At 68.3% G+C, this 19,001-nt stretch carries 20 protein-coding genes, 1 tRNA gene and 1 pseudogene; 5 read left to right on the plus strand and 17 right to left on the minus strand.

The genetic code is table 11. From position 1 onward, the window contains the following. Window positions 1-194: 194 nt before the first annotated feature. The 4 genes from M4486_RS09250 to M4486_RS09265 all read right to left on the minus strand — a co-directional run bounded on the left by M4486_RS09250 (window position 195) and on the right by M4486_RS09265 (window position 4,667). Window positions 195-647, minus strand: coding sequence for a hypothetical protein (locus M4486_RS09250; protein WP_249480864.1), 453 nt, complete (start codon window positions 645-647; stop codon window positions 195-197). 157 nt (window positions 648-804) lie between these two features. Next, window positions 805-2,196, minus strand: coding sequence for an NAD-dependent succinate-semialdehyde dehydrogenase (locus tag M4486_RS09255; protein ID WP_249480865.1), 1,392 nt, complete (start codon window positions 2,194-2,196; stop codon window positions 805-807). Window positions 2,197-2,208: 12 nt separating this feature from the next. Then, complete coding sequence (doeA, locus tag M4486_RS09260; protein WP_249480866.1) at window positions 2,209-3,372, minus strand: ectoine hydrolase; 1,164 nt, start codon at window positions 3,370-3,372, stop codon at window positions 2,209-2,211. Further along, window positions 3,372-4,667 carry an aspartate aminotransferase family protein gene (locus tag M4486_RS09265; protein WP_249480867.1) on the minus strand — a complete coding sequence of 432 codons (1,296 nt, stop codon included), beginning with the start codon at window positions 4,665-4,667 and terminating at the stop codon, window positions 3,372-3,374. Before M4486_RS09265 ends, doeA begins: the two co-directional genes overlap by 1 nt. A 416-nt stretch (window positions 4,668-5,083) precedes the next feature. Between M4486_RS09265 and M4486_RS09270 the strand changes: the two genes are divergently transcribed. After that, window positions 5,084-5,494 (plus strand): hypothetical protein, encoded by a 411-nt coding sequence (locus tag M4486_RS09270; protein WP_249480868.1) that lies wholly within the window; start codon window positions 5,084-5,086, stop codon window positions 5,492-5,494. Here M4486_RS09270 and M4486_RS09275 read toward each other — a convergent pair. The 12 genes and pseudogenes from M4486_RS09275 to M4486_RS09330 form a co-directional block, all read right to left on the minus strand. Beyond that, window positions 5,460-6,041 carry a GNAT family N-acetyltransferase gene (locus tag M4486_RS09275; protein WP_249480869.1) on the minus strand — a complete coding sequence of 194 codons (582 nt, stop codon included), beginning with the start codon at window positions 6,039-6,041 and terminating at the stop codon, window positions 5,460-5,462. The two genes, M4486_RS09270 and M4486_RS09275, sit on opposite strands and share 35 nt — an antisense overlap. 52 nt (window positions 6,042-6,093) lie before the next feature. Further along, the gene (locus tag M4486_RS09280) at window positions 6,094-6,273 is read right to left on the minus strand and encodes a hypothetical protein (RefSeq protein WP_249480870.1); all 180 of its coding nucleotides are present in this window, start codon (window positions 6,271-6,273) and stop codon (window positions 6,094-6,096) included. A 139-nt stretch (window positions 6,274-6,412) separates the two neighbouring features. Beyond that, window positions 6,413-7,162: an MBL fold metallo-hydrolase gene (locus tag M4486_RS09285; RefSeq protein ID WP_249480871.1), complete on the minus strand. Its 750-nt coding sequence runs from the start codon at window positions 7,160-7,162 to the stop codon at window positions 6,413-6,415. 86 nt (window positions 7,163-7,248) lie between these two features. Continuing rightward, entirely contained in the window at window positions 7,249-9,024 is a 1,776-nt protein-coding gene (ilvD, locus tag M4486_RS09290; protein WP_249480872.1) for a dihydroxy-acid dehydratase, read from the minus strand. 64 nt (window positions 9,025-9,088) lie between these two features. Further along, window positions 9,089-9,391: a hypothetical protein gene (locus M4486_RS09295; protein ID WP_152352125.1), complete on the minus strand. Its 303-nt coding sequence runs from the start codon at window positions 9,389-9,391 to the stop codon at window positions 9,089-9,091. Between the two features lie 413 nt (window positions 9,392-9,804). Further along, the gene (locus M4486_RS09300) at window positions 9,805-10,089 is read right to left on the minus strand and encodes a GlsB/YeaQ/YmgE family stress response membrane protein (protein ID WP_152352126.1); all 285 of its coding nucleotides are present in this window, start codon (window positions 10,087-10,089) and stop codon (window positions 9,805-9,807) included. 216 nt (window positions 10,090-10,305) lie between these two features. After that, window positions 10,306-10,737 carry an Hsp20/alpha crystallin family protein gene (locus M4486_RS09305; RefSeq protein ID WP_249480873.1) on the minus strand — a complete coding sequence of 144 codons (432 nt, stop codon included), beginning with the start codon at window positions 10,735-10,737 and terminating at the stop codon, window positions 10,306-10,308. Between the two features lie 101 nt (window positions 10,738-10,838). After that, window positions 10,839-11,018, minus strand: coding sequence for a hypothetical protein (locus M4486_RS09310; protein WP_249480874.1), 180 nt, complete (start codon window positions 11,016-11,018; stop codon window positions 10,839-10,841). Window positions 11,019-11,154: 136 nt separating this feature from the next. After that, window positions 11,155-11,742 (minus strand): hypothetical protein, encoded by a 588-nt coding sequence (locus M4486_RS09315; protein WP_249480875.1) that lies wholly within the window; start codon window positions 11,740-11,742, stop codon window positions 11,155-11,157. A 567-nt stretch (window positions 11,743-12,309) separates the two neighbouring features. Further along, entirely contained in the window at window positions 12,310-12,480 is a 171-nt protein-coding gene (locus M4486_RS09320; protein WP_249480876.1) for a hypothetical protein, read from the minus strand. 386 nt (window positions 12,481-12,866) lie between these two features. Next, window positions 12,867-13,299: pseudogene (locus tag M4486_RS09325) on the minus strand (arsenate reductase ArsC). Between the two features lie 26 nt (window positions 13,300-13,325). After that, window positions 13,326-13,691 (minus strand): ArsR/SmtB family transcription factor, encoded by a 366-nt coding sequence (locus tag M4486_RS09330; RefSeq protein WP_122942803.1) that lies wholly within the window; start codon window positions 13,689-13,691, stop codon window positions 13,326-13,328. Window positions 13,692-13,772: 81 nt separating this feature from the next. Between M4486_RS09330 and arsB the strand changes: the two genes are divergently transcribed. Together arsB and M4486_RS09340 are read left to right on the plus strand one after the other, a co-directional pair. Then, the gene (gene arsB / locus M4486_RS09335; RefSeq protein WP_109275231.1) at window positions 13,773-14,864 is read left to right on the plus strand and encodes an ACR3 family arsenite efflux transporter; all 1,092 of its coding nucleotides are present in this window, start codon (window positions 13,773-13,775) and stop codon (window positions 14,862-14,864) included. Window positions 14,865-14,887: 23 nt separating this feature from the next. Then, complete coding sequence (locus M4486_RS09340; protein WP_249480877.1) at window positions 14,888-15,316, plus strand: arsenate-mycothiol transferase ArsC; 429 nt, start codon at window positions 14,888-14,890, stop codon at window positions 15,314-15,316. 373 nt (window positions 15,317-15,689) lie between these two features. Here M4486_RS09340 and M4486_RS09345 read toward each other — a convergent pair. Then, window positions 15,690-15,875: transfer RNA gene (locus M4486_RS09345), tRNA-Lys, on the minus strand. A gap of 116 nt (window positions 15,876-15,991) precedes the next feature. Between M4486_RS09345 and M4486_RS09350 the strand changes: the two genes are divergently transcribed. Together M4486_RS09350 and M4486_RS09355 are read left to right on the plus strand one after the other, a co-directional pair. Beyond that, on the plus strand, window positions 15,992-17,632 hold the full coding sequence (locus M4486_RS09350; RefSeq protein WP_249480878.1) for a DUF262 domain-containing protein: 1,641 nt from the start codon (window positions 15,992-15,994) through the stop codon (window positions 17,630-17,632). Continuing rightward, the gene (locus M4486_RS09355) at window positions 17,629-18,852 is read left to right on the plus strand and encodes a type II toxin-antitoxin system HipA family toxin (RefSeq protein ID WP_249480879.1); all 1,224 of its coding nucleotides are present in this window, start codon (window positions 17,629-17,631) and stop codon (window positions 18,850-18,852) included. The genes M4486_RS09350 and M4486_RS09355 overlap by 4 nt, the downstream gene beginning before the upstream one ends. The last annotated feature ends 149 nt before the right edge of the window (window positions 18,853-19,001 follow it).

A 19,001-nucleotide genomic window follows, 5' to 3' on the forward strand; every position in this document is an offset into this window, starting at 1 on the left:
GGTCGATTGCAGGGGGTGCGGGTGCTGCGGGTGAAGATGTCCTGACGTTCGGCCGTGCGCTCGATCGGCGCTGTTGATTCGAGCGTACCCGATGGATCCCGATCGCACGAGGGGTTTGCCGCGTGCATCATGCGGGAGTGTCGGGCGGAGCACTCGACGGGCACGCGATGAGGCCCCGCCGGCGCCGGTTCCCGTCACCACATCGCACGCGCGACTCCGGCGACGACGACGCTCAGCAGCTGGCCGCCCACCATCATCACCAGCCATGACGCACCCACCGCGACGCCGACGATCGCCGCCGTCCTGCGCCGCGACCGCTGCAGCAGGGCGACGATCCCGATGACGATCGCGACCAGCGCCACGAGCGCGAGCAGGATCGTGGATCCCCAGCCCCAGAGCGCGTAGCCCGTGTTGTACTTCGCCATCAGGAGCGGCACCAGCACGTTCAGCCCGCCGCGGATGGTCGAGAGCACCACGAGCACGATCGCCGCGACCAGCGAGACGGCGCCCAGCGGGTTCGACGCGGGCTTCGCGCCCGTCACCTGCCCGGAGGGGACGGCGGCCGACGTCGACGAAGGGTACGACGAGGGATCAGAGGCGGAGGGGGACGGTGCGGCGCCGGAGCGCGGGTGTTCGGGCTGGCCCATGGGGCGAGTATGCCCGACGAGCGGCGCGCCCGACGGCGCGCGCCCGACAGCGCGAGGCGGACGGACTCGGCATCGCGCACCGAGTCCGCCCGACCTCCTGCCCTCACTCCCGGACGGCGCATCGCCGCCCGGGCCCGTCAGGCGCCGGGCGGGCCGGTCAGCCGACGGCGGGGCCCACCCAGACCTGCTGGGCGTTGACGAACTCGCGGATGCCGTGCGGTCCCAGCTCCCGGCCGTAGCCGGAGCGCTTGATGCCTCCCGAGGGCAGGCGCGGGTCTGTCTTCACGATCCCGTTGACGCTCACCTGCCCGGCCTCGATGCGCCGGGCGAGGGCCTCCCCGCGCGCGGTCTCGGTCCAGATCGAGGAGCCGAGCCCGTACGGGGTGTCGTTCGCGATCGCGATCGCATCGTCCGCGTCGTCGGCCGCGACGACCACGGCGACCGGCCCGAAGGTCTCCTCGGTGCACGCGGTCATGCCCTGCTGCACGCCGGTGAGCAGAGTGACCGGATAGAAGAACCCGGGCCCGTCGGGCATCTCGCCCCCGAGCACGAGCTGCGCACCGGCCTCGACGGACGAGGCGACCTGCCGGTGCAGGTTCTCGCGCAGCTCCTCCCGGGCGATGGGCCCCACCTGAGTGGTGTCCTCGTGGGGGTCGCCCACGGTGAGCGCCTCGAGCTGCGCGCGCAGCAGCTCGACGAACTCGTCGTGCACCGAGCGCTCGACGATCACGCGCTTGGCGGCGATGCAGGACTGGCCCGCGTTGATGATCCGCGAGAGCGCGGAGACCTTCGCGGCCTCCTCGAGGTCCGCGTCGGCCAGCACGATGCACGGGTCCGAGCCGCCGAGCTCGAGCACGGCCGGCTTGATCTCGCTCGCGGCGATCGCCGCGACCTTCGCACCGGCCCGGTCGGACCCGGTGAAGGAGACGGCGGCGATGCGGGGATCGCGGATCGCCTGCTCGACGTCCTCGGTGCGGGCCTGGAGGACCTGGAAGATCCCCTCGGGCGCGCCGACGGCACGGAACACCTCCCCGATCGCCGCCGCGCAGCCGGGCACGTGCGGGTCGTGCTTCATCACGCACGTGTTGCCGGCCATCAGCGCGGGGGCGGCGAAGCGGAACGCGATCCAGAAGGGCGCGTTCCAGGGCAGCACGCCCAGCACCGGCCCGAGCGGCAGATGCTGGATGTAGGAGGAGGTGGCGTCGGAGGCGATGTGCTCGTCGGCCAGGTACTCCTCGGCGTGGTCGGCGTAATGCTCGGCGGCCCAGGCGGCCTTGTTCACCTCTCCCCTGGCCTCGCCGATGGGCTTGCCCATCTCCTGGGTCATCAGCGGGGCGAGCTCCTCGACGTGCTCACGCATGTGCGCGGCGACGGCGCGGAGCACAGCGGAGCGCTCGGCGAAGGTGGTCTCCTTCCAGGTCGTGAAGGCGTCGTGGGCGCGGCCGACGATCCCGCTGATCTGCGAGGGCGTCGCGGCGGGCACCTCGCGCACGACGTCGCCCGTGGTGGGGTCGATGGCTGTCAGCACGCTGGCGGTCTGTTCGCTCATGGTGTGCTCCTCTCAGGCGGAGTGGACGGTGAAGTCCTCGGGGACGTGGAAGAGGGATTCGCAGCCGTCGGCCGTGATGCGGACGGTGTCGGAGGTCCCGCAGGTCTTGTCGCCGTCCACGCCCCACATCCAGGGGATGAGGTGGAAGGTCATGCCCTCCTCGAGCTCGCGCCGGTCCCCGCTCATGAGGGAGAGGATGTAGCCCTCGTCCCAGCTGGGCGGGAAGGCGATGCCGATCGAGTAGCCGGCGCGGGTGATCAGATGCGCGCCCACGGAGTTGTCCTCGATGACGGCGCGGGTGAGCTCGTCGACCTCGGAGACGGTGACGCCGGGCTTCATGAGTCCGCGCAGCTCCGAGAGTGCCCGCTTCATCGTCTCCTGCGCCTCGTGCATGGAGTCGGTGAGGCCGCCGTTGACCACGGTGCGCATGATCGCCGCGTGGTAGCGGCGGTAGCAGCCGCCGATCTCGAGGAAGACGTGCTCACCGGGCTGGATGATGCGGCCCTCCCAGGTGGCGTGCCCGATCATCGAGCGCGGCCCCGAGGTCACGTAGGGCATGACCGCGGGGAACTCGCCGCCCGCCCGGAACATCGCGGAGGCGATCGCCGCGGCGACGTCGTTCTCCGTATTCCCGGGGACGGCGACCTCGACGCCCGCCGCCCAGCCGGCCTCGGCGGCCCGCGCCGCGCGGCCCATCACCTCGATCTCCGCCGGAGACTTGCGCAGGCGCCCCTCCTCGACGATCCCGAAGCAGTCCACGAGCCCGTGCCCGAAGGCCTCGTGCATGCGGTCCTGCTGGTAGGCCGGGAAGTAGTAGCTGTTGCGCTCGAAGCCCACCGTGGCGTCGCCGAGCCCCAGATCCTTCAGCAGGCCCACGAGGGTGGCGATGGCGTCGCCGTCGTCGGGGAAGGGCCGGGTGCGGTCCACCCAGGTGCGGTGGATGACGTTGGACTCCTCCATGCCGCGGGTGACGAACACGGAATCGTCCGTCAGCGGCACCACGAGCGCCTGGAAGAAGGAGTACCCGGTGGTCTGGTAGTCCGTGAGGTACATGAGGTTCTCGGGGTCCGAGACCACGACCGCGTCCAGTCCGCGCTCGGCCATGCGGCTGCGCAGGCCGTCCAGGCGGCGCTCGTACTCCTCGGGCGCGAAGGTCATGTCCTCGCGCCGGCGCATCAGCGGGCGCCTTCCAGGTCGGCGTCCTTCGCGGCGGGGATCGCCGCCGCGGCGGCGTCGATCGCCTCGGCGAGGATGTCGAGGCCGGCCGCGAGGTCGTCCTCGGGGATGGTCAGCGGCGGAATGAGCTTCACGACCCGGCCGTCCTGGCCGCAGGGACCGATGAGCAGCCCGCGCGCGAAGCACTCGTCCTGGACCTTCTTCGCGAAGGCGCCCTCCAGGGTGTCCAGGGCCTGCATCATGCCCTTGCCGCGCACCTCCCATCCCCGCTCGGGGTGGGCCGCGGCGATCTGCTCGAGCCGGTCGCGCATCACCTGCCCCTTGGCGGTCACCTGCTTCCCGAAGGCGTCGTCCGTGAAGTAGTCCAGGGCCACGGTGCCCGCGACGAAGGACATGCCCTGGCCGCGGAAGGTGCCGGTGTGCGCGCCGGGCGACCAGTGCCGGTCGACCTCGGGCTTGTTGAGGTTCATAGCGATCGGGGTGCCGAACCCGCCCAGGCCCTTGGCTAGCGTGATGATGTCGGGGTCCAGACCCATCCCGTCGAAGGAGAAGAAGCTGCCGGTGCGGCCGATGCCCGCCTGGATGTCGTCGAAGATCACGAGCGCGCCGACCTCGCGGGCGAGGTCCTGGACGGAACGGAGCCAGGCGGCGCTGGCCACGTTGACGCCGCCCTCGGCCTGGATCGGCTCGAGGAGGAACGCGGCGGGAGCGGTGAGCCCGCTCGAGGTGTCCAGCAGGGCCTCCCGGTACTCGGCGATCGCGGTGTCCCCGCCCGGCGCGGTCTCGAACGGCAGGCGCACGATGTTGTCCAGCGGCACGCCCGCCCACTGCCGGAAGGCGTGATTGGCTGTCGCGGCGAGGGAGCCGAGGGTCATGCCGTGGAAGCCGTGGCTGAACGCGACGATCTCCCGGCGGCCGGTGGCGCGGCGGGCGAGCTTCATGGCGGCCTCGACGGCGTTGGAGCCGGTGGGGCCCATGAACTGCATGCGATGGTCCATGCCGCGCGGGGCGAGGATGACGTCCTGGAACTTCTGCACGAAGTCCCGCTTGGTGGTGGTGTACGTGTCGAGGCTGTGGGCGACGCCGTCGTTGCTGATGAAGTCGATCAGCGCCTCCTTCATCCTCGGGTTGTTGTGCCCGAAGTTCAGGACGCCGGCGCCCGCGAAGAAGTCGATGTAGCTGGTCCCGTCCTCGTCGACCTGGCGCGCGTTGGACGCGGAGGCGAAGACGGTCGGGTAGTTGCGGCAGTAGCCGCGGATCTCGGATTCGTGCTGCTCGAAGACTGCAGTGTCCATGGCATATGCCTCGCTTTCGGCGACGTGCGAGAGGACGTCGATCCGGACCACTGTGTCCGGGATCGACGAAGGCGGCCCCGAATCGAGAACCGCCTTATGACGCACCCTCGACCCCCGATGCCGCCCCCGTCAAGCAGGGTCTGTCCCCCGGTGCCGACGGGTCGGGCGGTTCCGCGCTCCCACCTGCGCGGGGTCCTTCTCGATACATCCGGGGATCGGGGCCCCGGCGTGTCCGCCCGGCGCGGACCGGCGTGCGCCCGAGCGGCGCGGGCCGGCGTGCGTTCGAGCGGTGCGGGCCGGTGTGCGCCGCCACGGCGCACCGTGGGTGCACACGGCTCGCGCCCCGACCTTCCCGAGGCATGCGAGCGCACGTAGGGTGGCAGCCATCACACGTCGCGACGGAGGAGGCGACCACGATGGCGCAGACAGAGCCCCACCTGGCCGAGATCGCGCTGCGGGTCGCGCGCGGCGAGCTGGCCCTCGTGCCCGGCAGCCCGCGCAGCGGCCCGAACTCGCGGGCGGAGGCGCAGGCGCTCCTGTTCGATGCGCTCGGCGCCCTCCCGGAGAAGGTGCAGCACCGCCTGTTCGGGGAGCCCTCCCAGCGCGCGATGTTCCTGTACTACGAGGAGGGCCCGGCCACCGTGGGCGTGGTCCTCGAACCCGCGACCGCCGTGCACGGCCCCACCCTCGCCGCGGTGGAACGGCACGTGCGCGAGGTCGTCGCCGCAGAGCGCGGAGTCGTGCACGAGGACGTGCGCGTGTTCGGCACCCGCGTGGACCGCGATGTGGTGCTCACTGCGCTGCAGGACGTCGTGCCCCGGAGGTGAAGGCGGGCGGCCGCCGTTCCGAGGCAGGACGTGGGGACGCCGCCGCGTCGGAGTTTCCGCGTCGGAGAGCCCGCGGGAGCTCCTTCTCGAGTCTCTGCGAGGTCTCCGTGGCGCTGCGGCGCACGCCTGCGTCGTCGACGTACTCGTAGGTGCAGGTCTCCGACTCGCCGGTCGCCGCGAAACCGAGCCGCTCGTACAGGCGTCGCGCATCGGGATTGTCGATACCGACGGCGAGACCGATCCGGCCCAGCGGTCGTGCGGCATCCTCGGCCTCCGCGATCAGCGCGGAGCCGACGCCTCTGCTGCGGAAGCCCGCCTCGACGTGCAGGTTCCGCAGCTCCGGCACCTGCTTCCACACCAGCTCCCCCGAGCCGACGGGGACCTCACCGATCCACGCGACCAGGAAGAGGCACAGCTCCTGCTGCTGGGCGGCGAACACGGAGGACGCATAGTCCTTCCCCACGGGCTCACGAGAGGTGAGCGCACGCGCATCGTCCTCCCCGCAGGGGTGGATGCGCAGTCCTGCGGCGGGGGCCGGTGCGTCCATGCGCGCACCCTACCGACCCCGGCGAGCGCGGGAAGGCGCGAGGCGAGCCTGTTCAGCGGCGGTCGAGGAAGTCGCGTGCCGACCGGTGGGCCCGGTCGATCTTCTGGGCGTGCGCGGGGGCGCGCTTCCGGGCTGCGCCCGCGACGGCGTCCGCGGCGCTCCCTGCGGCTTGCCGCCCCTTCTCGGTCCGCAGGGCATGGCGGGCGGCGTGGACGAGGTGGGAGAGTCTCATGCCCCGGTACTCGATCAGGGCGCTCTGCGGTCTCCCTGAACCCCACCGTGGTGGAGGCTGAACGCCGCTCCGCCGCTCCGCCGCGCCGGAGGCCGGTCGCGCCGCGTCGAGCAGCCCGGCAGCCTGACACCTCTACGGCTCAGCGGGACGTCTGCGATGCGCTCCGCACCCTGGCGCGTTCCACGGCCTCGCGCACCTTCCCCTGCCACGGGTTCCCGTGCCCGGGGAGGATCAGGCCGACGGGCAGGTCGGCGAACACATCGAGCCCGTCGAGCGCCGCCTGCGGATCCCGCGCGAAGAACTCGGGGAGCATCTGGGGGCCGTCGACCACGGAGAGCCGATGCCCCGTGATCAGCGCGTCGCCGCTGAGGAGGATCCCGGCGTCCCGCAGCAGGAATGCCGCGTGCCCGAGGCTGTGGCCGGGCGAGGCCACGGGCTCGGGATGCCCGGGGACGTCGAGGGGCCCGCCCAGTGGCAGCGGCGAGGCCGACGGCACGGCCACGTGGGAGAGCCCGCCCGCGCGCAGGACCGTGAGGATCCACCGCGCCATGTGCGGGGCGGAGAGGTTGGCGAGCACGTCGCGCGCGCCCGCCTGGTCGTGGACCTCGCCGTGCAGGGCGGGGATCTCGTCGGGATGCGCGAGCACGGGCACGTCCCAGTGGCTCAGCAGGCCGGGCACGGTGCCGATGTGGTCGACGTGCGCATGGGTGACCAGCACGGCACGGACCTTCGAGGGGCTGCCGACGAGTCGGCGCACGTCGTCCGCGACCTGCGGAGCATCCCCGGGGTAGCCGGCGTCCACGAGGGTGAGCTCGTCGTCCTCGCGCAGCAGGATCCAGTTGGATCCGCATCCGGAGGAGAAGAAGACTCCATCGGCGACTTCACGCATGACAGGGGTCCTCCGGTTCTCGGACGGGGCGCGCAGCACGGACAGGCACCGCGACGCGCTGGTAGGCGGCGCGCCGGTCGGCGATGTCAGTCACCCAGGATCGCTCCGCGCGAGGCGGACTTCACGAGCTTGACGTACTTGGCCAGAACCCCCTTGGTGAACTTCGGCGGCAGCGGCGCCCATCCCTCCCTGCGGGACTCGAGCTCCTCGGGGTCCACCAGCACGTCCAGCTTCCCCGTCGCGACCTCGAGGCGGATCCGGTCGCCGTCGCGCACGAAGGCGATCGGCCCGCCGTCCACGGCCTCCGGGGCGATGTGCCCGACGCACAGGCCAGTGGTGCCGCCGGAGAAGCGTCCGTCGGTCATGAGCAGCACGTCCTTCCCCAGGCCGGCGCCCTTGATCGCCGCGGTGATCGCGAGCATCTCGCGCATCCCGGGGCCGCCCTTGGGGCCCTCGTAGCGGATGACGACCACGTCGCCGTGGGTGATGGTGCCGTTGCGCAGGGCCTGCAGGGCGGGCTTCTCGCGCTCGAAGACGCGCGCGGTCCCCTCGAAGACGTCGCCCTCGAAGCCGGCGGACTTCACGACCGCGCCCTCGGGGGCGAGGGAGCCGTGGAGGATCGTGATGCCGCCGGTCGGCGCGATCGGGTCCGACACCGGTCGCAGGATCTTCCCGTCGGGCTCGGGCGGGTCGAGGACCTCGAGGTTCTCGGCGATCGTCCGGCCGGTGACGGTGAGGCAGTCGCCGTCGAGCAGGCCCGCCTCGAGGAGGGAGCGCATGACGACCTGGATGCCGCCGACGCGGTCCACGTCGTTCATGACGTACTGGCCGTAGGGCTTGAGGTTCGCCAGGTGAGGGACCTTCGCACCGATGCGGGCGAAGTCCTCGAGCGTCAGGTCGACGTCGACCTCGTGGGCGATCGCCATGAGGTGCAGCACCGCGTTGGTGGAGCCGCCGAACGCCTGGACGACGGCGATGGCGTTCTCGAACGCGGGCTTGGTGAGGATATCGCGGGTCGTGATGCCCTGGCGCAGCATCTCCACGACGGCCTCGCCGGCGCGTCGCGCGTCCGCGTCGCGGCGCCGGTCGGCCGACGGCGGCGTCGCCGAGCCGGGGATCGACATCCCGATCGCCTCGGCGACGGTGGACATGGTGTTGGCGGTGTAGAAGCCTCCGCAGGCGCCCTCGCCGGGGCAGATGCGGCGTTCGATCTGGTCGGCGTCGGCTTGGCTCATGCGGCCGCGCGCGAGGGCGCCCGCGGCCTCGAAGCCGTCGATGATGGTGACGTCCTTCGAGGTGCCGTCGGAGAGGTCCACGTGGCCGGGCATGATGCTCCCGGCGTAGACGAACACGCTGGCCAGGTCGAGCCGGGCGGCGGCCATGAGCATGCCCGGCAGGGACTTGTCGCAGCCGGCGAGCAGGACGGAGCCGTCGAGCCTCTCGGCGCTCATCACGGTCTCGACGGAGTCGGCGATCAGGTCGCGGGAGACCAGGGAGAAGTGCATGCCCTCGTGGCCCATCGAGATGCCGTCGGAGACGGAGATGGTGCCGAACTGCAGGGGGTAGCCGCCCGCGGCGTGCACGCCGTCCTTCGCGGCGCCCGCCAGCCGGTCCAGGGAGAGATTGCACGGGGTGATCTCGTTCCAGGAGCTGGCGACGCCGATCTGCGGCTTGTCCCAGTCCTCGTCCCCCATGCCCACGGCGCGGAGCATCCCGCGCGAGACGATCGCGTCGGGCCCGTCGGTGACCTGGTGACTGCGGGGCTTCAGTCGCGAGGCGCCGGTGCCGGTGGCAACGGGATCGGCGGCGGTGGGGTCGGCGGCGGTGGGGTCGGAATCGGCGGTGTTCCCGGGGGCGGTCATGCCCTCGACTCTAGGACGTGAGCGCGATCATGTCAGGGGGCACGGGAGCGGAGGATCCCCCGCCCTACGCGACCTCAGGCGGCCACGGGGCGCTCGGTCGCGCCGATCCGGAGCGCCGACAGCACGGCTGCCAGGACGACGGCAGGACGATCCCTGCCTCCACCGCGCGCCGAGCCCCGACGCAGTCCGAGAGGTTCCCGGCGCACAACAGCAGTGACGCGAACACCAGCGCGTACCCGTCGACCATCCACAGCAGCGCGGAGATCCCGCCGCCCGGCTCCCGTCCGGTCGAGCTGAAGGCGGTGTTCACGATGAGGATGTCGAGCGTGGCGAGGACGAACGCGCCCGCCAGCGCAGCCGCAGACATAGCCTGACCGCAGGCGGCTAGTACCCGGGCAGGCGCTGGCCGCCCAGAGCGGGGGCGTCGCCCCCGCCCGGGTGCCCCCACCCCCTTCCACGGGGCGCGGGCGCTTCCTGTGAAGTGTCGGACTTGCCCCCACGAATGTCCCGCGTGCCGTGGAGTGGCCTTCGGTGGCTCTCTTGATTGAAGCCCGGGAGATCCGCCTCTGGAGTGGCGCACTTCGAAAACGTCCCCCGTTCTCGGTAGCTGGGAGGCGGGGGCGTTCTTCGTGCCTGGGGGTAGCCTTCGTGGAAGGTGGCTTCTTCTGTGGACCGTCGGGGAGGCCTCCACGTCGCGGGAGCAGCCACTCCCGCCATTCGAAGCGCCCCCATCCTGACCTCACGATCGGGGTGGGGGTGCTCCGTCGTCTCCTGAGTAGCTCAGCGGCGCCGACCTGCGGCCAGACCGTAGACGACCATGACGATCAATGCGCCGATGACGGAGAGCACGATCGTCCACACGCTCCACGGATCCGCGAAGACACCGCTGACGCCCTTGGATCCGAAAAGCCCGCCGATGAAGCCGCCGACGAGCGCGCCCACGACACCGAGAACGATGGTCGTGCCAATGCCCATGGCCTGCTTGCCGGGCATGACCGCGCGGGCGATCAGACCGATGATCGCGCCGATGACCAGCCACCAGATGAGAGCTCCGATGAAGCCCATGATGCACACTCCAATGCACTAGGGACAGGGACGGGCCGACAATGCGACCCCTACGGGGACGCACCAGCGCGCACTTCCGTCACACCCCGAGTGATCGAAAGCACACATAGAAGGCCCCTTTGAATTGGAGGCAATCGCCCGCTCCGCGCGCGCAAGCCGGAAACGAGGGTGGGCCCTGTCGCCGAAGCGAAAGGGCCCGCCCATGAGTGAGACCGGTCAGGTGGTGGTGGATTCGATCTGCTGAGGTGTGTTCTCTGTCGAGATCTCGATCTTGCGAGGCTTGGCCTTCTCGCTGATCGGGATCATCACGCTGAGAACGCCGTTGTTGTAGGTCGCAGAGATCTTCTCCGTATCCAGTCCCTGTCCCAGGCTGAGCTGACGCAAGAAGCTCCCGCTGGTGCGCTCTCTGGTGATCCACTGCGCATCCTCGTCCGTGGTGAGGGTGCGCTCGGCGCGGATCGTCAGCAGCTGCCCGTCGATGTCGACGTCGACGGATCCGGGATCGATGCCAGGCAGATCTGCCGAGAGGATGTAGTGATCACCCTTGCGGTACAGATCCATCGGCATCTGCCGCGGGCCGCGGCGGCCGGACTCGAGGATGGTGGAGGCAAAGCGCTCCAGGTCTCGGAGCGGATCATAGGTGGCCATGTCAGTCTCCTTCCTGTCGGAGGCCGCTCCCATAGCGGCCTGCGCGTCTTGAGCGTCCCCCGCTCAAGTGCGGCCAGATTAGCACTCTCCTCCCGAGAGTGCTAGACCTCTTCCTCATCGATCGGAACCTCTTCGCGTTGCTCGAGGACGTCGACCGGGTCGGCGTCGTGGGAACCGACCGGCCCCTGCAAAGTTTGGTCCTCGTCCAGCGCAGACACCGCCTGTTCCTGCGCATCCTCGAGAGGCACATCAAGGCGGTTTTCACGCGGTTCGCCGTTCATATAGCTCCCTCCTTCCCTACATCCAACTGCGGCCGGATGACGAGGGTAGAGCGAAACACGGGCATCGGGAAAGCATGCGACCGAACCGATCCGGTGGTCGCTGGTGGAGCTATACCGCACCGGCGGGCGAGGCCGCTCAGGTGGACGGGCGATCGTGGCTGCCCGAGCTCTCGAAAGAACGCGAGTCGCGCTCTTTCTCCTCGGTATATCGGCGCTGGCGCTCGCGCTGCCCGTGCGTGAGGGTGCGGAGGTTGGTCTCATGGTCGAAGCTCGAGCCGAGTGCACCAGCGACGACCCCCATTGCCGCACTGAGCCACGCGATGTCCAGATAGTTCCCGAACGTAGGTGACTCCCGGATGATCGTGGCCATGTAATCCGGCGAGATGGAGATCAGCCCGCCAGCCAGGATCAGGAGGACGAGAGCCAGGTAGAGCGCTACCACGCAGAGCAGCAGCGTCCCGACCGTGGAGAGGTTGTACAGCAGGACAACCCGAGCCAAACCGCTTCGTCTCGGCGAATCCCACAAGCCATTGCTGACGATCAACCACAGCACCATCGCACCTATTGCCAAGGCTCCGATGCCGACCAGGCGCGGCATCGAGAGATACGTAGACATGGCCCAGATCGAGCTGTAGAAGATCCCGAACGCCCCGGTCGCTGAGGCCGCTGCCAGCGCACTCGAGAGCCGTGGAGCGGTCTTCCGTGGCTCATTGCCGGCGACCATCCCCAGAACGGTCCGCACCCCACCGACCACCGGGCTGGCATGGAGAGTCGAGTGGGCCCCGCTTCTCCAGCGTCACTCCAGTGAAGCCAGGATCGGCCGAACTGCGACGTTCCGCTCCCCTCGTTCACGGGCTTCATCTTCAGAATGCAGTCCATGAGGGTGTCCAGAATGCGCTGCCGGCTGGCGAACGCTCCGAGGGTCGGGCACGAGATCACCGCCACCTGCTCGTCGGGGAAGATCTCCGCGATCAGGGGCCTCCCGTCAGTGAGGCGAGGAATCTCCGTCAACAGCAGCACCACGTCCGGGCGCTCGTACTCCTCCGCAAGCTGCACTGCATCGCTGAGGTCGAGAGAGTTATCCGGCCGTAGGCGAAGCATCGACGTGCGCGTATGCAACTCCACCGGCGGACTGAACACCTCATTCAAATGCTCCTGAAGCTCATCCTCGATGGACCGTGCGCGCCGAGTCGGAAGCCCCGGATCCGATACCAAAAGCACTCGCACACCACGGGTCAAGCCGTCTGTCATCGTGTACCTCCAACTCCCTCAAACGGTCGCCCCCAGTCTCTCAGCTACTACGTCGCCCCCAGCCGCCCAGATCCTGCGACTCCTCGCCACGCTGCGCCCACTCGTCGTCGGCCGTCGGGACGGACGGCTCGAAGAACGGGTGCACCCGCTGCTCGATCCTGACCCGCACCTCGTGCGCCCACTCCGCGTCCCGCTCACGCATGCTCGTCATGGGTAAAGTCTGGCCCCGGGGTGGAACACGCGGAGTCTGTTCTGCGCGAAACAGCAGAATGCCGATGTGTGACACCTGAGCTAGGACTGGACCACGCTCGGGTATTCTGGCTACACCATCGGCTACACCATCGCCACATGTGGAGCACTACATACCGGGGCTGAACTGGTGGGCCCGGAGGGGATCGAACCCTCGACCCGCGGATGAAAAGTCCGCCAGAGCATCGGCCGCAGAGCGTGCACAAGCAGGTCAGAGGGCTCGTACTGCTACCCGAAGCGCGACGGACACCATCGCGTTGCTGTCAAGAGGTGTTCGAGACGAGTCGGCATCTGTTCCTTGGGGATGGTGTCTCCAGAAGCCCTAGTCACACGTGCGCTCGGCTTTCCTCAACCTCGGACTGGAATGTCGAGTGGCTCGCGGGACAGCAAGCTGCCGATGAGCTCCTCGATGCGGGTGCGGATCTCGTCGCGCACCGGGGGGACTTCCGCCACGCCCTTGCCGGCTGGGTCCTCGAGTTTCCAGTCCTCGTACCGCTTGCCGAGGTGGTAGGGGCAAGCGTCGCCGCATCCCATGGTGATGACCACGTCGGAGGCCTGGACGGATTCGGGGGTGAGGATCTTCGGGTTCTGGTGGGAGATGTCGATGCCGACCTCCGGCCATGGCCTCCACCGCTGCGGGGTTGATCGAGTCGGCGGGCGCTGACCCGGCGGAGCGGACCTCGATGCGGTCTCCGGCGAGCTCCCGCAGCCACCCGGCTGCCATCTGGGATCGACCGGCGTTGTGGACACAGACGAGCAAGACGCTGGGGCGAGCGGTCATGGGAGCCTCCCGACCGGGGGTGAGGTTCAGGCGATGTCGAGGAACGCGCGGAGTTCGGCGAAGGCTGACGGGACGACGGAGTAGTGGGCCCAGCGGCCCTTCTGCTCGCGCGTGAGCAGGCCGGCGTCGACGAGCTTCTTCATGTGGTGGCTGACGGTGGGCTGACTGATGCCGAGCGGCTCGGTGAGATCGCATGCGCAGACCGACTCGCAACCCTGTGCGGCGACGTGGGAGAGGAGCCGGAGCCGCGTGGGGTCGGACAGCGCCTTGAGCAGGGTGGCGATCCGTTCGGCGTCGACGGTGTCGACCGGCCCTGCTGACAGCGAGCAGCACTCCTCAGAGCCGGTCCTCGCCGCGAATCCTGTGGCTGTGGCGTCGGTCGTCGTGGTCATGCCCTCACCTTACATTGACAGTCATCGATGTGGAACATAGCGTACTCATCGATAACCGTCGATGGAAGGTACATAGCCCTGATGAGTACGACCACCAAGGATGTGGAGCAACCGCGCGTGATGAAGGAGATGTCCTTCCTCGATCGCTGGCTCCCGGTATGGATCCTGGCCGCCATGGCCGTGGGACTCCTGCTGGGGCGGTTCGTCCCCGGCCTGAACACCGCGCTGGAGGCGGTGAAGATCGGGTCTGTGTCCCTCCCCATCGCGATCGGGCTGTTGGTGATGATGTACCCGGTCCTGGCGAAGGTCCGCTACGACGAGACCCGGAGAATCGGAGCTGACCGACGCCTGCTGGTGACCTCGCTGGTGCTGAACTGGCTCGTCGGACCGGCCCTCATGTTCGGCCTCGCGTGGATCTTCCTTGCCGACCTGCCGGAGTACCGGACCGGCTTGATCATCGTCGGTCTCGCGCGCTGCATCGCGATGGTGCTCATCTGGAACGACCTCGCCTGCGGTGACCGCGAAGCTGCCGCCGTGCTGGTCGCGATCAACTCCGTCTTCCAGGTGATCGCCTTCGGTGCCCTGGGCTGGTTATACCTCCAGGCGCTGCCGTCGTGGCTGGGACTGCCGACCACGTCGGCCGAGTTCTCGATCGGCGCGATCGTCCTCAGCGTGCTGATCTTCCTCGGGATCCCTCTGGTCGCCGGGTTCCTGACCCGCGTCCTCGGGGAGCGGGCGAAGGGCCGGACCTGGTACGAGGAGCGGTTCCTCCCGAAGGTCGGCCCGTGGGCGCTGTACGGGCTGCTGTTCACCATCGTGCTGCTGTTCGCCCTCCAGGGCGACGCGATCCTCTCCGCCCCAGGCGACGTGGCCCGCATCGCCCTGCCCCTGCTGGTCTACTTCGTGGTCATGTTCCTGGGGTCCTTCCTGCTCGGCCGCGCGATCGGCCTCGACTACGCGAAGTCCACGACCGTCGCGTTCACCGCCTCAGGCAACAACTTCGAGCTCGCCATCGCCGTCGCCATCGGCACCTTCGGCGTCACCTCCGGCCAAGCCCTCGCCGGCGTCGTGGGTCCCCTGATCGAGGTCCCGGTCCTCGTCGCCCTCGTCTACGTCGCTCTCGCGATGGGCCGCCGGCTCTTCCCAGGCGACCCAACCGTTCCCACCCGATGAACCAGCAGAGAGTTCGAGTCACCATGACCGCGAAACGCCCCGCAGTCCTGTTCGTGTGCGTGAAGAACGGCGGCAAGTCCCAGATGGCGGCCGCCCTCATGCGCCACCACGCCGGAGATGCCGTCGAGGTGCACTCCGCCGGAACCCGCCCCGGCACCGCCATCAATGCCCAGTCCGCGGAGGCGATCGCCGAGGTCGGCGCGGACATGTCCTCCGCCGTCCCGCAGCCGGTGACCCCCGAGCTGCTGCGCAGCGTCGATCACGTGATCGTCATCGGCGGCGAAGCCGTCATCGAACCCGTCGAGGGAATGACCGCGCCGGTCACCACCTGGCACACCGATGAGCCCTCCCTGAGGGGCATCGAAGGGATGGAGCGCATGCGCCTGGTGCGCGACGACATCGACGCCCGCGTCCGTGCACTCCTTAACGACCTCACCCCTACCGCGAACTGACCACGTCCGCAGCGACACGGCCCGACCTCGCCACCGCATCGAACTCGCCTCCCTGGTCGTCACCGACCCTGGTCCCATCGGCCCGGCCACTACCGCCCACCTCTGAGAACGCGGCTCTCGGCTCCTTGCCCCGGATGGCGGAACAGTCAATAGAGCGGCGCCTACCAGCGCCTCCGCCTGGGCACTCGCGCGGGCGAGACCGCGCTTCGACACCGATGGGTCGCCGACATGGTTCTCGCACCGTGTACACCCTGCTCGTCCCTCGGACGCAGCCGGCAGGCACTCCCTGGCATACGGGCCGGGTGTGCGACCAAGTTCCCGTCGACTCCCCACAGGACGCGGCCATGTCGCCGACGACAGGCTTCGACCAGGGTGGGCCCGGAGGGGATCGAACCCTCGACCCGCGGATTAAAAGTCCGTCCGGGCATGGACGGGAGAGACTGTCCCTGCAGGTCGTAGAATCCGGAGTGCCGCAGCGGGTCGACCGAACGCTGCCGCGTTGCTGTCACCGTTGCTGTCACCACTCTCGCAACTGCAACGTTAAGCTCCGACTGGGCCCGTCTCCCACTGCAACCGCCTCGAAGGCACAACACGCGCCCACTGAAGATCGGGAACTGCTCTGCCCGGGTGTCGGTGCCGAGTGACAGACTGACCAATGACCGAGGGGAAGAGCGGATGGCACTGCCGAACACGACGTCGAAGAACGACTGGTACCGAATCCACGAGCTCGCAGAGCATGTCGCCGCAGGAAGGATCCGCGTACCGGAGTTCCAGCGCTCCTTCCGCTGGCGCCCAAAAGACGTGCTTAGTCTGTTCGACAGCATCCTGCGCGGGTATCCTTTCGGGAGCGTACTGCTCTGGCGCAGACCAGCACCCGCCGCGAGCGTGACAATCGGAGCGCTCGAGGTCGAGGCGCCCGAGCAGACGGACGCGCTCTGGGTGGTCGATGGCCAGCAGCGCATCACGAGCCTGGTCAACGCGGTTTCAGTCGTAGCCAGCGTGGACGAGAGGTTCGCGCTTTCGTTCCTGCTCGAGGACCGCCAGTTCGTGCTCACCAAGGATGTTCGGGGCCGTCTTGCCGCCCCCGTCGCAGATCTGTTCGACTTTGGTAGAGCACTCGCGTGGATTCAGGATAACCCCGACTCCTTGCCGTATGCCCAGGACATCCAGGATGTCACCGCGCGACTGCGGGACGTCGTAGTGCCAGCATCCATTATTGCTGAGAACGATGAGAGCGTGCTCCGCGAGGTCTTCAACCGCATCAACACTGCTGGCCGGAAGCTCAACGCCTACGAGATCTTCGACGCGATAAACAGCGCTACCGTGGACCCGGAGGGGCGACGTATCTCGACGACCGTCATCGCGGACCGTCTGGCCTCCGCCACGAGCTTCGGCCGACTCGCAGACGATGCCGTGTACCAGGCCATCCTGGTCATCCGGCACACGGACCTCACGCGCAACGTGCACACGGAGTTCAGCACCGACCGAGATATAGAGCTGGACTTCTCAGGTGACGACGAGACCGACGCCTACAAACGGGGCGAACATGCGCTCACCCTGGCGATCCGCTTTCTGCAAGAAACGGCCGGCGTCCCCCACAGCAGCTTCGTGCCCTTCCGTTTCCATCTGCTAGTGCTAGCCCGGTTCTTCGCGCATCATCCCAATGCAGAGACCCGCAACCTCCACCTGCTGAGCCGGTGGCTGTGGCGCTCTACGTCGCTCGCCGGGCCGTTAGGGTTCACCGGCTCGACTGCGACTGTGCGCCGGCTCGCAGGAATGATCCAGCAAGACGATGAAAGCGGCTCCGTGCAAAGACTGCTCGCAGCCACAGAGCACGCAAGCGGGCTTGTCGTGCCCAGTGTTGCTGCGTTCCGGACCAACAGCGCAACAGGGAAGATGATCCTCTCAGCGCTATGGGCCCTCGGCCCGATCGACCCGACCACAGGTGATAGGCTTTCGGCCGCCGATCTCGCCGAGGCTCTTGGAGCTGAGACGCAGCCTCGCCATGTGGCGCTGCCTTTGAGTAACAACGGCACCGGCACCAACGCTGCCAACCGGGTCATCTCGACCGTGGACCGACAGTCGTTCTTCGAGAACCTTCGTCCCGAGCATTTGGCGAGCCATCTGCTCGACGAAGCCATGCTCTCGTCGATTGAGGCGCACGGCACGGAGTTTCTCGTTGATCGTGAACAGCGTGTCGCCGATCAGGTGCGCTGTTTCCTCGCCGAGCGCACCGGCGACGGGTTCAGCACCACCCCGCCGCTTTCACAGTTCGACCTCGACGACCTCTATGACGAAGATGGAACTTCCCTATGACTACCGAGGCCGTCCACGCCGTCGCGCTGAACGGGCAACGCCTCGGTTCGCTGCTCCAGCGCGGCGACGTCGCCCGGTTCGTATTCGAGGACGACTACTGGAGCGATCCTGCGCGTGGAGTGCTAGGCATGTGGTTTGAGGACAATCCTCGCCGCTCGCCCCGAGCCGCGCTCCGCTTACCCGAATGGTTCTCGAATCTGCTGCCGGAGGGCCCGCTCCGGCAGTGGATTGCCCGCGATCGCGCGGTGAGTGTCGACCGTGAACTCCAACTTCTCCTCCAGATCGGACACGACCTTCCCGGTGCCGTGACGGTCGTCCCCGACCCGCACTCCGAGGTGGATGTCCGGCACTTCGCAGAATCTCCCCGTCACGTCGAATCCCCCAGGGAGGAGAGCTTCTGGAAGTTTTCGCTAGCCGGCGTAGGGCTTAAGTTCTCCCTGCTAAAACAGGGCGATCGGCTCACAATCCCCGCGGTAGGCGAGGCCGGCGATTGGATCGTCAAGTTCCCGGACGCCGCCTACGAGAAAGTCCCTGAGACCGAGTTCGCAACAATGTCCCTGGCCCACGCCATGGGAATCGACGTGCCCGAGATCCGGCTCGTCCACCGCGACGAGCTCCCGTGCTTACCTGATCTGATGTGGCGGAGCACCGAGAACTTGGCGTTCGCGATCAAGCGCTTCGACCGGACTGCAGGGGGCAAACGCATCCACATCGAAGACTTCGCGCAGGTCCGGGGGTTCTATCCAGAGGGCAAGTATCAGGGTTCTTTCGAGACGGTCGCGGCATTGGCATACCGGGGAGAGGACCTCGACTCACTGCAGGAGGTGATCCGGCGCCTAACCTTCAACCTGCTCGTCGGCAACGACGATGCGCATCTGAAGAACTGGTCATTCCTCTACGCCGACCAGCGCACCCCGCGGCTCTCCCCTGCGTACGACCTCGTCTCCACTGCACCGTACAGCGACGGCGAGCTTGATATCGGCCTGAAGCTTGGCGGCACAAAGGATCCCCACCGCGTCAGGCGCGATGCTTTCGTCCGCCTCGCCACAAGGTTACAGATCGACCCTGCTGTCCTCCTCGAGGTCGTCGACGAAACCACTAACGCGTTCTTCCGGCACTGGGCAGACGGCGCCGCCAAAGCGTTCCCCGCACGCTCCCGCACATGGATCGACGAGCACGCCCCCCAGATGCGCATTTTGCTTCGAGGCCGCAGCCGGTGAGCCAAGCCTCTTTTGTGAAGCGCACTTCCTGATCTCCGAGCCGGCGTACACCTCCACGGAGTCACAGACCGACCCATTTACCGAGGGCTTTACAGATGCTTCGAAAGTCATACACGAGGCCGTCTTCGACTGTACTTAATCATAATAGA

This window comes from Brachybacterium kimchii (assembly GCF_023373525.1).
GTDB classification, from domain to species: Bacteria; Actinomycetota; Actinomycetes; order Actinomycetales; family Dermabacteraceae; genus Brachybacterium; species Brachybacterium kimchii.

What these genes read in the sequence shown, in the direction of transcription:
- M4486_RS09285 (WP_249480871.1), bottom strand. Translation starts at nt 7,162, where the DNA reads ATGCGTGAAGTCGCCGATGGAGTCTTCTTCTCCTCCGGATGCGGATCC.
- M4486_RS09320 (WP_249480876.1), bottom strand. Translation starts at nt 12,480, where the DNA reads ATGACGAGCATGCGTGAGCGGGACGCGGAGTGGGCGCACGAGGTGCGG.
- M4486_RS09270 (WP_249480868.1), top strand. Translation starts at nt 5,084, where the DNA reads ATGGCGCAGACAGAGCCCCACCTGGCCGAGATCGCGCTGCGGGTCGCG.
- M4486_RS09265 (WP_249480867.1), bottom strand. Translation starts at nt 4,667, where the DNA reads ATGGACACTGCAGTCTTCGAGCAGCACGAATCCGAGATCCGCGGCTAC.
- M4486_RS09330 (WP_122942803.1), bottom strand. Translation starts at nt 13,691, where the DNA reads ATGACCACGACGACCGACGCCACAGCCACAGGATTCGCGGCGAGGACC.
- M4486_RS09340 (WP_249480877.1), top strand. Translation starts at nt 14,888, where the DNA reads ATGACCGCGAAACGCCCCGCAGTCCTGTTCGTGTGCGTGAAGAACGGC.
- ilvD (WP_249480872.1), bottom strand. Translation starts at nt 9,024, where the DNA reads ATGACCGCCCCCGGGAACACCGCCGATTCCGACCCCACCGCCGCCGAC.
- M4486_RS09310 (WP_249480874.1), bottom strand. Translation starts at nt 11,018, where the DNA reads ATGAACGGCGAACCGCGTGAAAACCGCCTTGATGTGCCTCTCGAGGAT.
- M4486_RS09255 (WP_249480865.1), bottom strand. Translation starts at nt 2,196, where the DNA reads ATGAGCGAACAGACCGCCAGCGTGCTGACAGCCATCGACCCCACCACG.
- M4486_RS09355 (WP_249480879.1), top strand. Translation starts at nt 17,629, where the DNA reads ATGACTACCGAGGCCGTCCACGCCGTCGCGCTGAACGGGCAACGCCTC.
- M4486_RS09315 (WP_249480875.1), bottom strand. Translation starts at nt 11,742, where the DNA reads ATGGTCGCCGGCAATGAGCCACGGAAGACCGCTCCACGGCTCTCGAGT.
- M4486_RS09280 (WP_249480870.1), bottom strand. Translation starts at nt 6,273, where the DNA reads ATGAGACTCTCCCACCTCGTCCACGCCGCCCGCCATGCCCTGCGGACC.
- M4486_RS09350 (WP_249480878.1), top strand. Translation starts at nt 15,992, where the DNA reads ATGGCACTGCCGAACACGACGTCGAAGAACGACTGGTACCGAATCCAC.
- doeA (WP_249480866.1), bottom strand. Translation starts at nt 3,372, where the DNA reads ATGCGCCGGCGCGAGGACATGACCTTCGCGCCCGAGGAGTACGAGCGC.
- M4486_RS09305 (WP_249480873.1), bottom strand. Translation starts at nt 10,737, where the DNA reads ATGGCCACCTATGATCCGCTCCGAGACCTGGAGCGCTTTGCCTCCACC.
- M4486_RS09300 (WP_152352126.1), bottom strand. Translation starts at nt 10,089, where the DNA reads ATGGGCTTCATCGGAGCTCTCATCTGGTGGCTGGTCATCGGCGCGATC.
- M4486_RS09250 (WP_249480864.1), bottom strand. Translation starts at nt 647, where the DNA reads ATGGGCCAGCCCGAACACCCGCGCTCCGGCGCCGCACCGTCCCCCTCC.
- M4486_RS09295 (WP_152352125.1), bottom strand. Translation starts at nt 9,391, where the DNA reads ATGTCTGCGGCTGCGCTGGCGGGCGCGTTCGTCCTCGCCACGCTCGAC.
- arsB (WP_109275231.1), top strand. Translation starts at nt 13,773, where the DNA reads ATGAGTACGACCACCAAGGATGTGGAGCAACCGCGCGTGATGAAGGAG.
- M4486_RS09275 (WP_249480869.1), bottom strand. Translation starts at nt 6,041, where the DNA reads ATGGACGCACCGGCCCCCGCCGCAGGACTGCGCATCCACCCCTGCGGG.